This window comes from Kribbella sp. CCNWLW201 (genome assembly GCF_037203805.1).
Taxonomy (GTDB): Bacteria; Actinomycetota; Actinomycetes; order Propionibacteriales; family Kribbellaceae; genus Kribbella.
The window spans coordinates 114,078-127,077 of record NZ_JBBCBQ010000002.1 but is presented as its reverse complement, the minus strand read 5'-3'; the positions used below and the strand labels follow the sequence as shown (position 1 = coordinate 127,077).

Genomic DNA, 13,000 nt, shown 5'->3' with positions numbered 1-13,000 from the left:
CCTGGAACCATGCTGGTGATCGCGCATCGGGGAGCGAGTGGCTACCGCCCGGAACACACGCCGGCGGCGTACCGCCTGGCTGCGGCACAAGGAGCCGACTACCTGGAACCGGATCTGGTCGCCACCCTCGACGGCGTCCTGGTCTGCCGGCACGAGAACGAGATCTCCGGTACGACGGACGTCGCGGACCACCCGGTGTTCGCGGACCGGAAGATCACCAAGATCGTCGACGGGACCGCCATGACCGGCTGGTTCGTCGAGGACTTCACCTACGCCGAACTCCGGACCCTGCGGGCGCGGGAACGGATGCCCGCGCTACGGGCCGGCAACACCGCGTACGACGGGCTGGAGACGATCCCCACCTTCGACGAGGTGGTGGCACTGGCCCGGCAGGAATCACAGCGGCTCGGGCGACCGATCGGCGTACTGCCGGAGATCAAGCACCCGGCGTACTTCCGGCGGGTCGGACTGCCGCTGGAGGAGCTGCTGACCGAGCGGATCCTGACTCTGGGGCTGCGGAACGACGAGATCATGGTGCAGTCGTTCGAGCCGACCAGTCTGCGTCGGCTGTCGGTCATGACCCGGGTGCCGCTGGTGCAGCTGGTGGACTCCGAGAGCGCCCCGAACGACTTCCTGCGTACCGGAGACGGCCGCACCTTCGCGGACCTGATCGACCCGGCCGGTCTGCGCGAGGTATCGACGTACGCGCAAGTACTGGCACCACACAAGGACCTGGTCATCCCACGCCGGTCCGACGGCTCCCTGGGCGAGCCGACCCGCCTCGTCGACCAGGCCCACCGCGCCGGCCTCGCCGTCCAAGTCTGGACCTTCCGCGCCGAACGCCGCTTCCTCCCCACCGACACCGACTTCCCCACCGAACTAACCAGTTACACCCGCTTAGGCATCCAAGCCCTCTTCACCGACCACCCCGACCAAGCAGTAGCAGCAGTCCGAAAGACGGCTCTGAACGTCTAGAGCTCGGCGCGCAACTCGTCCAGCACCTTCTGCGCAGCTGGTGCGAGCTCGCGGTCGATCGCGCGACTCTTGTCGGTGCTCAGTACGACCTGTGCGGTCGTGGCGGGTCTGGTGCGTAGCAGCCGGGCGCGTAGGTACGTCGGCGGGTGAGTGGAGTCTGTCCGCGTCTCGCGGATCCGGCTGGCGCGCACGTGGCGTTCGATCTCCCGTGCCGGCACTTCGGTCACCGCCCGCCTGACCGCCTCCAGCGGTTCGACCTCGGTCGGGAAGCGCAGCGAACGCTCCATGGCGCGGAACGACGCATCAGCCAGCAGCGACCGTTCCAACGCGTGCACAGCCGCCTCCGACCCGGCGATCTCCCCTGCCTTTCGATCGGCCAGGTACTCGGCCCGTTGGTCGCTCCGCAGTCGCAGCCGCTCAAGCAGCCAGGCGACTCCACGCACCAGGACGCCGACGGTGGAGTTGAGCATCCGGCTGAACAGGGTGGCTCCGGTGAAGTCGTCGTACCCGTCCTCCCGTTTGACCCGGTCGAAGTCTTGCTCGGAGAACGTCTCCCGCAACCCCTCCAGCACGGACCACGCGCTGCCCACCAGCCAGCCACTCCTGGCGTCGCCGTGACGGCCGTGCCCCAGCTCGTGGGCGAGGAGGGCGATCCGTTCCTGCGGTCGCAGGCCGGCCCACAGCGGGAGGCCGATGCCGATGACCGGGCGGAAACGCCAGCCGATCTGCTGGTACCAGACGTTGGCTTCCGCGCTGACAGCGACGGCTGCCACCTTCCTCGTGCCGACTGCGGTCGCCAATTCGTCCAGTACGGCGTACAGCGTGGGTGCCTCGTCGCGGTGGACCAGGTGAACGTTCTCGGGCAGGTCGGCCGCGCGGGGACGGAACGCGAAGGCCATGGCGAAGGCGAGCAGGGACAGCAGGATGCTGAACCAGAGCGGTCGGTAGAAGGCGAGCAGGGCGATCCCGGTCAGGAAGCCGACCAGGGGGATCAGCAGGATCAGGGCAGACAGCAGGTGGGCTGCCACCCGGGCCCCGTCCCAGCCGGGCCGGTGGACGGCGCCGCTTTCCAGTTCGCGGTACAGCGACTCAGCGAGGCGATGCTCGAGTTTGAGCCGCCACGCGGGTGTCGGGTCGTTCAGCGGAGCCGGGTCGAGGTTCCAGTCGCACTTGTCGCACCAGGTGACGTAGCGCCGGTCGACTCGGATCTGGTGCCCACAGTCGGGGCAGTTGGTCACTTCGTCGGTGCCCTGCACGCGAGAAGTGTGCCAGCACCGGGCAGCAGGGTGACGGCTTGTGGGAGCGAGTCACCCTGCTGCTTTGTCGGTCACGCCGCCGGGGGCTTGTTGTTGGTGGTGGTGTCGTCGTAGATGCGGGAGGCGATGTCGGCTTCCGGGCTCGGGGGCTGGTTGACCGACTGCTGGACGTTTTGCCAGACGGCCTTGCCGTCGGCTTCCGGGATCACGACCCAGGCGACCACGTAGCCGATCAGGGCGGTGCCGCCGGTGATCAGGGTCAGGCCGACGATGCCGAGGCGGACCAGCGTCACGTCGATGTTCAGGTACTCCGCGATGCCGCCGGAGACACCCGTGAGCATCCGCTGGTCGCGGGAACGACGGAGGACCTTGCCGGACAGGTTGGAGAACGGTGCGTTGGAGTTCGTCATGGCTCCACTCTCCTGCCTGAGGGCCTCCCACCACATCCGGATCGGTACCGACCCACCCCTGATCGCACCCCTGGGACCCTGAGACCCACCCCCTGACGACTTTCGTCGACCCGATCCACCCATCACTCTGTCTGTATGCGCATGGGGACGCAGGACCACCACCCGGCAGAACTGCGGCCGAACGCCGTCCGCGAAGGTGCGACCCGCCGTCGTCGACTCCGCGCGGTGCTGGCGTCGGTGGCAGCCGTGACCACCGTGCTGACTGTCATCGGCACTACCAACGTCCTGACCTCCAGCGGTACGTCGGGGTCTGTGACGATCCCCGGTCCGGAGCCGGAGCCGGTTGCGATGCGACTGGTCGGCTTCGGCCATGCCGCGATCTCCGTGCCGAAGGTCTGGGGTACGAACCTCAGCCGCTGCGGTACTCCGCGCAAGGACACTGTCCTGATCGACGACCCGAGCGGGGCGTCGGACTGCCGGAGGCAACGCCCCACGAAGGTCGACAGTGTGGAGCTCAGCAGCTCCCCGACGATCGGCTTCCACGCCGACGAGGCGCTCACCATCGACGGAGTACGGGCGGAGCGCCAGCGGACGGACTGCCAGGAGGGCGGGACGTGTTGGGGTGCGGTGGGCATCCCATCCCTCCAGGTATGGTTCCGCGCCGAGTCGTCCACGAGTGCGGAAGAGGTGGACCGGACCCTGACCCGGATCGAGATCGTGAAGGACCAGGTCGGAGTGCCCAGCTATCAGTCGCAGGCCACGCGGCCGACTGGCGCGGCGTATGCGAAGGCGCTCGAACAGCTGGGCTTGAAGGCCAAGTTCCTGACCAGGACGTCGCAGAGCTACCGAGTGGGCGAGATCTTCGGGGTTTCGCCGCGGCCGGGGACTCTGCTGACGCCCGGAGCGACGGTCACCGTCACCGTGGTCACATAGAAGTGTCGGTGCCACGCTCTACCGTCGAGGGATGGACGTCGACGTGCTGACGAAGGTCGTGCTCGGGTTGCCGGGGGTGGAGGAAGACGAGGGCTGGGCGGGGCAGCCGGTCTTCAAGGTGCGGAACAAGAGCTTCGCCTACATGTCCGAGGACGGCACCAGGCTGCAGCTCAAGGCGCTGCGCGAGGAGCAGGAGGCCCTGGTCGCCGAGGACCCAGACGTGTACTCACCGTCGTGGGCATCCGGCCGCTTCGCGTGGCTCAACGTCGACATCGCCGCCGCAGACGAGGTTGAACTCCGCGAACTCGTAACCGAAGCCTGGCACCTGACCGCCCCGAAGTACCTGATCGCCCAGCTGCAGGACTAGAGAGTCCGGCGGACGAGGACCCAGCGGGGGTTGGTGCGGCTGACCTCGGTGAAGCCGGCGTCGAGGAAGACAGACAGCGGGCCGCGGTAGAGGTCCGCCGAGGAGACGTTGTCGGCCTGCGTGGTGTCGACCGCGCAGGCCTCGACGGTGTGAGCGCCGTACGACTGGGCGAAGTCGACCGCGCCGAGGGCGAGCTCGCCGGCGATGCCCTGGCGGCGGTGGCCGACCGGTACGACGAAGCAGGTGATCACCCACGCGTCCGGGTGGTCGGTGCGCCAGTTGGGTGAGGCGACGACCCGGGGGTACGACGTCCGCGGGGCGACTGCGCACCAGCCGATCGGCGTGTCACCGTCGTACGCGAGTACCCCAGGTGGGACGTCGCCCTTGCAGACCTGGTTGCGCAGGTCGCGCCGGTTGCTCTCGCGGGTCCCGGCGGCCCATTGCTTTCCGCGCAGGCGGAAGTACTGACAGAAGCACCGCGCCGGGTCGCCGCGCGTGCCCATCACGGTTGCCACGTCCTGCCAGGCCTCCGGACCGGCTGCTCGCACCTCCACCATGGGCCTACGGTAGCGAGAGGCTGGCTTGCACTCACTTGGGGCGAGTGCTAATACTTGGTTAGCACTCCATGGGTGAGAGTGATAAGTCTCGCGCCTGCGGAGTGTGCAAGAAGACGGCCTCGATGAGGTGCTGGAAACGTGGCGGGACGTGACCGCGACGGTGCCGGCGCCGTCCGTCGCGGGCATCCGGGCCGGCTGAACCACAATGACTCGACGCGGGAGGACTCGCGGAGAATGCCCAAGCTGATTGCTTTCAACGAAGAGGCGCGCCGCGGCCTCGAGCGGGGTATGAACACCCTCGCCGACGCCGTCAAGGTGACGCTTGGCCCGAAGGGCCGCAACGTCGTCCTGGAGAAGAAGTGGGGCGCCCCCACCATCACCAACGACGGTGTCTCCATCGCCAAGGAGATCGAGCTCGAGGACCCGTACGAGAAGATCGGGGCCGAGCTCGTCAAGGAAGTTGCGAAGAAGACCGACGACGTCGCGGGTGACGGCACCACCACCGCCACCGTGCTGGCTCAGGCTCTCGTCCGCGAGGGTCTGCGCAACGTCGCGGCCGGCGCCAACCCGATGAGCCTGAAGAAGGGCATCGAGAAGGCGACCGAGGCGGTCAGCGAGCAGCTGCTCGCGCTGGCCAAGGACGTCGAGACCCGGGAGCAGATCGCTTCCACGGCCTCGATCTCGGCCGCCGACAACCAGGTCGGCCAGATCATCGCCGAGGCGATGGACAAGGTCGGCAAGGAAGGCGTCATCACCGTCGAGGAGAGCAACACCTTCGGCCTCGAGCTCGAGCTCACCGAGGGTATGCGCTTCGACAAGGGCTACATCTCGCCGTACTTCGTCACTGACACGGAGCGGATGGAAGCGGTCCTCGACGACCCGTACATCCTGATCGTGAACAGCAAGATCTCCAGCATCAAGGACCTGGTCCCGGTGCTGGAGAAGGTGATGCAGACCGGCAAGCCGCTGGCCATCATCGCCGAGGACATCGAGGGCGAGGCGCTGGCCACCCTGGTCGTCAACAAGATCAAGGGCACCTTCAAGGCCGTCGCCGTCAAGGCGCCGGGCTTCGGTGACCGCCGCAAGGCCATGCTGGTCGACATCGCCGTCCTCACCGGCGGCGAGGTGATCTCCGAGGAGGTCGGCCTCAAGCTCGACACCGTCGACCTGGAGCTGCTCGGCCAGGCCCGCAAGATCGTCGTCACCAAGGACGAGACGACCATCGTCGAGGGCGAGGGCGACGCGGACCAGATCTCCGGCCGGGTGAACCAGATCCGCGCCGAGATCGAGAAGTCGGACTCCGACTACGACCGCGAGAAGCTGCAGGAGCGGCTGGCCAAGCTGGCCGGTGGCGTTGCGGTGATCAAGGTCGGCGCGGCCACCGAGGTCGAGCTGAAGGAGCGCAAGCACCGGATCGAGGACGCCGTTCGCAACGCGAAGGCGGCCGTCGAGGAGGGCATCGTCGCCGGCGGCGGCGTGGCCCTGCTCCAGGCCAGTGTGATCGCGTTCGAGAAGCTGGACCTCGAGGGTGACGAGGCCACCGGTGCCGCCATCGTGCGGTCCGCGGTCGAGGCGCCGTTGAAGCAGATCGCCGTGAACGCCGGCCTCGAGGGTGGCGTCGTGGTGGAGAAGGTTCGCAACCTCGAGCCGGGCTGGGGCCTCAACGCCGCCACCGGCGAGTACGTCGACCTGATCGCCACCGGCATCATCGACCCGGCGAAGGTGACCCGCTCGGCGCTGCAGAACGCAGCCTCGATCGCGGCTCTGTTCCTCACCACCGAGGCCGTCATCGCCGACAAGCCGGAGAAGGCCGCGGCCGCTCCGGGTGGCGCGCCCGACATGGGCGGCATGGACTTCTGATCTGAGGTCCGACAGCACACAGCGGTACAAAGCGGCCCCGGGCACTCGCCCGGGGCCGCTTTCTTGCTGTCCCTCGCGCTTACGTCCGAAGAAATGAGGGCTATGGGCCACAGTTCTTCGGACGTAACAGCATCACGTTCCGGAGATGAGGCGCTTGGCCAGGGTGGCCGAGAAGGTGCCGGCCGGGATGCCCTTGCCGATCCCGCAGTCGCCGTCGGAGTCGCCGGGGACCTTGAGCCAGAGCAGCAGATCCGCGCCGCCGCCGACCTGGGACGGGACGCCGAGCTTGCGGCCGGCCGGGTTGCACCACTCTCCGTTCGAGCCGTTGCCGTTCCGGCTGGTGTCGACGACGAACTGGCTGCCGCCGCCGAGCGCGCTCTTGATCGCGTTGCCCTTGGTCACCGATTGGGCGGTGGTGTAGTAGTTCGACACGTTCAGCGCGAAGCCGCGGATCTTGCCGACGTCCACCAGTCGCAGCCGCCGGGCCATCTCACCGGCCTCGATCCAGTTGGTGTTGCCGCCGTCCATGTAGGCCCAGGTGTTCGGGTTCTTGGTCGCGAACTGGTTGGCGGCGTACTTCAGCAGGTCGATCCGGACCTGCCGCTGGTTCTCCGGCATGCAGTCGAGCTGGGCCAGCGCGTCCGGCTCGATCACGACCACGGCCGGCCGGTTGCCGATTCCGTCGGCAAACTTGGCGATCCAGTCCCGGTACGCCGCCGGCGAACCGGCACCGCCACCGGAGTGACCACCGCAGTCGCGGCCGGGGATGTTGTAGGCGACCAGGATCGGCAGCTTGTCGGCCCGGTCCGCGGCGGTGGTGTACGACGTGACCGCCGCCTTGATGTCACCGCTCCAGTTGCCGAACCAGCGACCGCCGGCCTTGTCGGCGATCTTGGTCTTGATCTCGGTCTCGCCCGGGTGCTGCTTCACGTAGGCGGCCGGGTTGGAGTTCGGGTCGACGTAGAAGCCGTTCGTGAGCTGGACCGGGTTGCCGGCGACCGCGGTGGGCGCGCCGCCGGCAGATCGGGGTTCGGCCGCCAGCCCGGGCATAGGCTGGCCGCCGAGGGTGAACAGCCCGACAGTGAGCAGGCCGAGGGTGGCCTTGCGCAGGGTGGACATCGGGGTAGGTCCTTCCGTGAGGGGCGGTGGTGGCTACTCAACGTGTCGACGACGTTACCCCGGGACGTTAACCGGTTAGGCGATCGTTTGAAAAGATCTAACCGCGATTGAGTCGAGACTGTTAACTGTTTTCGTCCATCGCGCAGAACGACGAGTAGTGGTCGTCGGTGTAGTAGACGAACTCCGGCGTCGTCTTCGCGCCACCGCCGACCAGCCGGCGGGCGCCGCGGTCGTCCGAGCCGGGCGTCTTCACGGTGTACTCGTGGTAATAGCCGCTCGACTCGTCCGGCAGGATGCCCTCCCGGTTCTGGAAGACGGTCCCGTCCTGCGGATACGGGAACGGCCCACCGGAGTGGATGAGGTCGAGCGTGTCGGAGGCCTGCGAGGGCAACGAGCTGAGTGCGCAGGTCGGCAGAGCGGTCGTTGTCGGTACGACGTACGTCCGGCCGGCGGACTGGACGTCGTACGCGGGCTCGGCAGCAGGTACGGCGTACGCCGTGGAGCCCAGTGTGGTGGCGGTGACGAGGGTGAGGGCGGCGATGAGGGTTCTCATGTCCGGGAGGCTTCCCGGCACACACAGCGCCGGTACATCCCAGCTGTGAATAACCGTTGGACTATGACCCCGGCCAGGGTCTAATGTCTGGCCCGGCGAGAACGATCCTGAGTGGAAGGAGCGACCGATGAAGACACTGACTTGTTTCCCGGCGCGCCCGGTCCGCTCGCACAGCTCGCACTGAGCGGAGCAGTCGCGCCTCCTGTTGGAGGATTCGTGAACATCCGTACCACTGTCGAGGCCGACCTCGACACCATCCTTGCCCTGATCGAGCAGCAGTCGGTCAACACCGTCACGCTCGAGCGCTACCGCGATTTCGTTGCCGACCGCACCTACCGGGACGACTGGACCTGGGTCGTCGAGGAGGACGGCAAGATCCAGGCGCTGGCCATCTGGTGGGGCCTGCCCGAGCACGAGCACCCGTACAGCATCGACGGCCTGTACTACGCCGGCGACGGCGATCCGGTGCCGGTCTGGACGGCGCTGATCGAGCACGCCATGAAGAGCCGCCCGGCCGACTCCGAGCCGCCGGAGTACCACTTCTTCCTGTCCGCTGACTGGAAAGACCAGCCGGATGTGGTCGCGGAGCTCGCGCCGCGCCGGCAGGCGGCCGAAGCGGCCGGGCTGACCGGGGTCACCGAGCGGCTGCGGTACGAGTGGAAGCCGGAGTACGGTCTGCCGCCGCGGTCCACCCGGCTGCGGTTCGAGCCGGCCGATGACGAAGCCTTCGTGGACGTGTTCCGCAAGGTGACCGAGGGTAGCCTCGACGCCGCCACCGCGCGAGAGATCGCCCGGCTCGGCGTCGACGGCGCGGCCCGCGAGGAACTGGAGCTGTACAAGTCGATGCCGGGCGAACGGGCCTGGTGGAGGCTTGCGTACGACGCCGACGGCAAGCTGATCGGGTTCGCGATCCCGTCGGCGAACCAGGCCGGGCCGACGGTCGGCTACCTCGGCGTACTGTCCGAGCATCGCGGTCACCGGTACAGCGACGACCTGCTGGCCGAGATCACGCACCTACTCGCGGAGCTTGGTGCCGAGCACATCAGGGCGGACACCGACTTCGGCAACGTGCCGATGGCCCGGAGCTTCGAACGCCTCAACTACCGGAACTTCGCGGTCCGTTTGGTGTTGTCCTTCCCGGCGAGCTGATCCCGGCTCCCTCGGCGCGCCGCACTGGGCGCGCCGAGGGGGAGACGCCGGCGGCTGTGAGCCCTATGCTCCCTGACATGTCAGAGAGCTCCGGCCTGTGCTGGGGTACGGGGAGGACCGGCGATGCGTGACATCGCGCTCATCCTGCATGTCGCCGCGGGAGTGCTGGCGGTGCTGTTCGGCCCGCTGGCGATCGTGCTCACCTTGCGCCGCCGAGGGCTGAACTGGGCCGGCGAGATCTACCACTGGACGATCGCGATCGTCTGCCTGACCGCGCTCGTGATGGTCCCGTACGACTGGGGCCGGCTCTGGTTCTTCTGGCCGATCTCGCTCGCGTCGTACCTGTTCGTCTATCTCGGTCAACGCGCCGCCGAAGCTCCCGGCGGGCTCTGGTACCGCGGGGTGCTGCGCGGGTACGGCGGTGGCTGGATCGCCTTGTGGACAGCGATTCTGGTGGTCAGCGCACCCCGGCAGCCGTGGAGCTGGGTGATCCCGCTCATCGTCGGCTCGGCGATCATCGAGTGGATGTGCTTCAAGCCGATGCCGGGCTGGACCCGCGAGGTCCAGCCCGGCAAGTAGTCCTCAGCGCAGCGGACCGAAGAACAACCGGAGGTCGGCGGCGAGCAGGTCCGGCACCTCCATCGCGGCGAAGTGACCGCCGCGGTCGTACTCCTTCCAGTGGCTCATCTTCCCGGCCGGATCCGCCAGGCTCTTGATCGCCGTCTCGGCCCCGAACACTGCAACCCCGGTCGGCGGTCCGGCCACGTCGCCCCAGCCCTCGGATCCACCTGCCGCCTGCTGAGCGGCGTACGCCTTCCAGGCCTGCATCCCTTCGTACACCGCATGCGCCGACGATGCCCCTGACCCGGTGAACCAGTACAGGCTGACGTTCGTGAGCAGCTGGTCCCGGTCGACGGCCTCCTCGGGCAGCTTGTGGATCGGGTCGGTCCACTCGGCGAACTTCTCCACGATCCACGCGAGCTGCCCGATCGGCGAGTCGTTCAGCGAGTAGGCCAAGGTCTGCGGCCGCGTCGACTGCAACACGAGGTACCCGAACCCCTCATCCATCATCTCGTTGAACCGCTCGGCCCGCGCCCGGTCCGACTCCGACAACCCCTCGAGCGGCAGCGGATCCCCGAACGGCGCTCCCGCACTCACCCCGGCCAGATGTACGCCGACCACGCGAGCCGGATCCACCATCGGCAGCATCCCCGCGACCCCGGAGCCCGCGTCCGTCCCATGGGCGGCGTACCGCTCGTACCCGAGCCGGCTCATCAGCTCCGCCCACATCTGCGCCACCCCGAACAGGTTGAACCCACCCGGCCCGAGAGGCGTCGAGAACCCGTACCCGGGTAGCGACGGTACGACGACATGGAACGCGTCGGCCGCGTCACCGCCGTACGCCACCGGATCGGTCAGCCGGCCGATCATCTGCTGGAACTCCACCGGCGACCCCGGCCACCCGTGGGTCAGGATCAGCGGCAACGCATCCGGCGACGCCGACCGCTGGTGGAAGAAGTGGATCCGCTGCCCGTTGATCTCGGTGACGAACTGCGGGATCTCGTTCAACGCCGCCTCGGCGGCACGCCAGTCGTAGCCGTCGGCCCAGTACGCCGCCAGCTCCTTCAGGTAACCGACCGGAACGCCACGGCTCCAGTCGTCCACCGATGGCGTGGCCGGCCAGCGTGCGCCGGCCAGCCGCGCCTTGAGGTCGTCCACCTCAGCCTGCGGAATCTCGATCCGGAAGGGCCTGATGTCTGTGTTCGTCGTCATGCCCCCAAGCTATGAACCATTGCGGCGAGCTTCCTTCCGCAATAACTCAGGCTTGGCCGGCTTTTTCTTCTGGGGTGGATTTGCGGACGACGAGGCGGGTCCAGGCGCCGACGTAGACGCGGTCGTCGGAGTTCAGTTCGCGGCGCTGGCCCGGGACGATCGGGTCCTCGGGGAGCGGACCGGAGGCCGGGGCCACGTAGGTGCCGTTGGAGGACCGGAGATCCTCGACCCACCAGCGGGTGCCGTCGGTGGTGAGTTGGGCCTGGCGGCGGCTGACGCCGGTGTCGTCACCGCAGTCGATCTCGGGGTTGATACCGCGGCTCTTGGACGGGCGGCCGATCAGCACGCTCTTCTCGGTCAGCGGGATCACCACCGGCAGGCCGGGCGACGGACACGGGTCGTCGCTCTGCTGTACCTCGTACCAGTCGGGATCGACCCAGCGCTCGACGACCCAGTCAGCGGTCGCGACGGGTGCCGGCGGCACCGTGGGCGGCGCCCCGAGGTCGAGCGACGACGCCGGACGCGGCATCGTGCCGGTGGTGAAGTCGTAGCCGCAGCTCTCGCAGAACAAGGCGTCCGCGGCGGCCGACTCCGAGCAGTTCGGGCACGTCTGGGTCGCGGGCGCCGCAGCCGGGGCCGGTGCGGCGACGGCCGGTGCCGGGACCGACGCCGCGGCCGGGGTGGCCGCGGCGTCGATCGGCAGGCCACAGACGTCGCAGTAGTCGGTCGAGACGGACGGGTGCCCGCTCGGACAGCTGACTGTCGTCATTTCTTCACCCGGGTCGTCTTGGTGGACGCGGTGTCGAGCGCCATCTCGTCGGCCTTCTCGACGGTGCGCTTGAGTCGCACGGTGCCGGTGTCCTGGTCCTCGATGTCGACCACCTTACGGAGCCGGGTGGTCGCCTCCTCGTTGCCGGTCTGGGCGGCCAGCTGGACCGCACGGCCGAGCTTGGTGGTCGCGGTCGCGGTGTCGCCAGCCGCCTTCGCAGCCAGGCCTTCCTGGATCGCCTCGGCCAGCTCGGTCTGCCCGGTGTAGTGCGCGACCTCGGGGCTGATCCGCGTGGTCAGCGCCTCGTCCGCGGACCACAGCGCCTTGACCAGGCCCTGCGCGACCACGTCGTCGCCGAGCACGAGTTGCACCCGGGCGGCGAGCTGCTCCTGCCCGATCGCCTTGGCGGCCAGGCGGATCGCCACGTGGTAGTCACGCGACTCGTCACCCCACGAGCCGGTCGGATACGAGCCGGTCAGCGGATTGATCGCCGTACGGCGTGAGGTCAGGTCCTCGACCGTGGGAGCGACCTGGCGGACGAACAGCACCTGCGCGCCCTGCGGAGCCCAGACGCGCAGATCGGCCTTCGCGACACCGCGGCTCATCGCGTTCTGGATCAGCCTGGAGAACTCGGCCGCCAGCTGGTCCGGCGCCGGGATGATATCGACGGTGCCGAGCAGTGCGGTCGCGATCCGCCGTACCTCGTCGACCTGCCAGGCGACCCCGACACCGCGGCAGTCGCACTGGAACTGGCCGGTGACCGCCTCGATCGTCTGGGTCAGCACCTCGGGCGTCTCGTGCTGGTTCTCGCCGTCGGTGAGCAGGATGGCGTGCTTCTGGGACAGCGACGGCACGGTCGCGAACACCCGGGAGGCCAGCCGCAGCCAGGTGCCCATCGCGGTCCCGCCGTCGGCGTAGAACCGGGACACCGCTTCCTTGGCCGCCTGCCGGGTGAACTGGTCCATCTTCACCATCACCGGCTCCGGTGACGGCGGGAACGCCAGCTGGGCGCGGTCGTTACCGGAGATCACCGCGAACCAGACGCCGTCCAGGATCTGGTCGAGCGCGGTCTGCGCGGCGTACGCGGCGGCCCGGACACCGTCGGCGCCCATCGAGCCGGACGTGTCGACGATGATGATCTCGCCCGCGTCACCGCTGCCGGACTGCCCGGCGGCACCGGCGCCGTTGCAGTCCACCGTGACGATGGCGTGCACGTCGGTTCCACCATCGGGCAGAAACTCGTTCTGGTAGACGGAAGCGGAGAACTCGGCCATCTGGG

The 13,000-nt window shown here is 68.4% G+C and carries 14 protein-coding genes; 6 read left to right on the top strand and 8 right to left on the bottom strand.

Annotated features, from left to right (window positions below; genetic code table 11):
• Positions 1 to 9: 9 nt before the first annotated feature.
• A complete protein-coding gene (locus tag V9K99_RS10275; protein ID WP_337003502.1) occupies positions 10 to 975 on the top strand; it encodes a glycerophosphodiester phosphodiesterase in 966 nt (321 codons plus the stop codon).
• Here V9K99_RS10275 and V9K99_RS10270 read toward each other — a convergent pair.
• Together V9K99_RS10270 and V9K99_RS10265 are read right to left on the bottom strand one after the other, a co-directional pair.
• A complete protein-coding gene (locus V9K99_RS10270; protein WP_337003501.1) occupies positions 972 to 2,231 on the bottom strand; it encodes a M48 family metallopeptidase in 1,260 nt (419 codons plus the stop codon). The genes V9K99_RS10275 and V9K99_RS10270 overlap by 4 nt on opposite strands.
• Positions 2,232 to 2,302: 71 nt before the next feature.
• On the bottom strand, positions 2,303 to 2,641 hold the full coding sequence (locus tag V9K99_RS10265; RefSeq protein WP_337003499.1) for a PspC domain-containing protein: 339 nt from the start codon (positions 2,639 to 2,641) through the stop codon (positions 2,303 to 2,305).
• Positions 2,642 to 2,776: 135 nt separating this feature from the next.
• Here V9K99_RS10265 and V9K99_RS10260 point away from each other — a divergent pair, with 135 nt between their 5' ends.
• Together V9K99_RS10260 and V9K99_RS10255 are read left to right on the top strand one after the other, a co-directional pair.
• On the top strand, positions 2,777 to 3,574 hold the full coding sequence (locus V9K99_RS10260) for a PASTA domain-containing protein (protein WP_337003497.1): 798 nt from the start codon (positions 2,777 to 2,779) through the stop codon (positions 3,572 to 3,574).
• Positions 3,575 to 3,605: 31 nt separating this feature from the next.
• Positions 3,606 to 3,941: an MmcQ/YjbR family DNA-binding protein gene (locus V9K99_RS10255; RefSeq protein ID WP_337003496.1), complete on the top strand. Its 336-nt coding sequence runs from the start codon at positions 3,606 to 3,608 to the stop codon at positions 3,939 to 3,941.
• Here V9K99_RS10255 and V9K99_RS10250 read toward each other — a convergent pair.
• Positions 3,938 to 4,498, bottom strand: coding sequence for a GNAT family N-acetyltransferase (locus V9K99_RS10250; RefSeq protein WP_337003495.1), 561 nt, complete (start codon positions 4,496 to 4,498; stop codon positions 3,938 to 3,940). The two genes, V9K99_RS10255 and V9K99_RS10250, sit on opposite strands and share 4 nt — an antisense overlap.
• A gap of 234 nt (positions 4,499 to 4,732) precedes the next feature.
• Here V9K99_RS10250 and groL point away from each other — a divergent pair, with 234 nt between their 5' ends.
• Positions 4,733 to 6,358 carry a chaperonin GroEL gene (groL, locus tag V9K99_RS10245; protein ID WP_337004120.1) on the top strand — a complete coding sequence of 542 codons (1,626 nt, stop codon included), beginning with the start codon at positions 4,733 to 4,735 and terminating at the stop codon, positions 6,356 to 6,358.
• Positions 6,359 to 6,490: 132 nt separating this feature from the next.
• Here the strand turns inward: groL and V9K99_RS10240 are convergent, their stop codons facing one another.
• Entirely contained in the window at positions 6,491 to 7,477 is a 987-nt protein-coding gene (locus V9K99_RS10240) for a glycoside hydrolase family 6 protein (protein WP_337003493.1), read from the bottom strand.
• Positions 7,478 to 7,598: 121 nt separating this feature from the next.
• Positions 7,599 to 8,030, bottom strand: coding sequence for a ribonuclease (locus tag V9K99_RS10235; RefSeq protein ID WP_337003491.1), 432 nt, complete (start codon positions 8,028 to 8,030; stop codon positions 7,599 to 7,601).
• A gap of 216 nt (positions 8,031 to 8,246) precedes the next feature.
• On the opposite strand from V9K99_RS10235, the gene V9K99_RS10230 reads away from it, so the two are divergent.
• On the top strand, positions 8,247 to 9,179 hold the full coding sequence (locus V9K99_RS10230) for a GNAT family N-acetyltransferase (protein WP_337003489.1): 933 nt from the start codon (positions 8,247 to 8,249) through the stop codon (positions 9,177 to 9,179).
• 123 nt (positions 9,180 to 9,302) lie between these two features.
• Positions 9,303 to 9,758 (top strand): hypothetical protein, encoded by a 456-nt coding sequence (locus tag V9K99_RS10225; protein ID WP_337003486.1) that lies wholly within the window; start codon positions 9,303 to 9,305, stop codon positions 9,756 to 9,758.
• 3 nt (positions 9,759 to 9,761) lie between these two features.
• Here the strand turns inward: V9K99_RS10225 and V9K99_RS10220 are convergent, their stop codons facing one another.
• The 3 genes from V9K99_RS10220 to V9K99_RS10210 are packed head-to-tail and all read right to left on the bottom strand — an operon-like array spanning position 9,762 to position 12,995.
• On the bottom strand, positions 9,762 to 10,952 hold the full coding sequence (locus V9K99_RS10220; protein WP_337003484.1) for an epoxide hydrolase family protein: 1,191 nt from the start codon (positions 10,950 to 10,952) through the stop codon (positions 9,762 to 9,764).
• A gap of 46 nt (positions 10,953 to 10,998) precedes the next feature.
• Positions 10,999 to 11,721, bottom strand: coding sequence for an FHA domain-containing protein (locus tag V9K99_RS10215; RefSeq protein ID WP_337003482.1), 723 nt, complete (start codon positions 11,719 to 11,721; stop codon positions 10,999 to 11,001).
• Positions 11,718 to 12,995, bottom strand: coding sequence for a vWA domain-containing protein (locus tag V9K99_RS10210; RefSeq protein ID WP_337003480.1), 1,278 nt, complete (start codon positions 12,993 to 12,995; stop codon positions 11,718 to 11,720). The genes V9K99_RS10215 and V9K99_RS10210 overlap by 4 nt, the downstream gene beginning before the upstream one ends.
• Between the last annotated feature and the right edge of the window lie 5 nt (positions 12,996 to 13,000).

What these genes read in the sequence shown, in the direction of transcription:
- V9K99_RS10220 (WP_337003484.1), bottom strand. Translation starts at nt 10,952, where the DNA reads ATGACGACGAACACAGACATCAGGCCCTTCCGGATCGAGATTCCGCAG.
- V9K99_RS10275 (WP_337003502.1), top strand. Translation starts at nt 10, where the DNA reads ATGCTGGTGATCGCGCATCGGGGAGCGAGTGGCTACCGCCCGGAACAC.
- V9K99_RS10210 (WP_337003480.1), bottom strand. Translation starts at nt 12,995, where the DNA reads ATGGCCGAGTTCTCCGCTTCCGTCTACCAGAACGAGTTTCTGCCCGAT.
- V9K99_RS10215 (WP_337003482.1), bottom strand. Translation starts at nt 11,721, where the DNA reads ATGACGACAGTCAGCTGTCCGAGCGGGCACCCGTCCGTCTCGACCGAC.
- V9K99_RS10250 (WP_337003495.1), bottom strand. Translation starts at nt 4,498, where the DNA reads ATGGTGGAGGTGCGAGCAGCCGGTCCGGAGGCCTGGCAGGACGTGGCA.
- V9K99_RS10260 (WP_337003497.1), top strand. Translation starts at nt 2,777, where the DNA reads ATGCGCATGGGGACGCAGGACCACCACCCGGCAGAACTGCGGCCGAAC.
- V9K99_RS10255 (WP_337003496.1), top strand. Translation starts at nt 3,606, where the DNA reads ATGGACGTCGACGTGCTGACGAAGGTCGTGCTCGGGTTGCCGGGGGTG.
- V9K99_RS10240 (WP_337003493.1), bottom strand. Translation starts at nt 7,477, where the DNA reads ATGTCCACCCTGCGCAAGGCCACCCTCGGCCTGCTCACTGTCGGGCTG.
- V9K99_RS10235 (WP_337003491.1), bottom strand. Translation starts at nt 8,030, where the DNA reads ATGAGAACCCTCATCGCCGCCCTCACCCTCGTCACCGCCACCACACTG.
- V9K99_RS10265 (WP_337003499.1), bottom strand. Translation starts at nt 2,641, where the DNA reads ATGACGAACTCCAACGCACCGTTCTCCAACCTGTCCGGCAAGGTCCTC.
- groL (WP_337004120.1), top strand. Translation starts at nt 4,733, where the DNA reads ATGCCCAAGCTGATTGCTTTCAACGAAGAGGCGCGCCGCGGCCTCGAG.
- V9K99_RS10225 (WP_337003486.1), top strand. Translation starts at nt 9,303, where the DNA reads ATGCGTGACATCGCGCTCATCCTGCATGTCGCCGCGGGAGTGCTGGCG.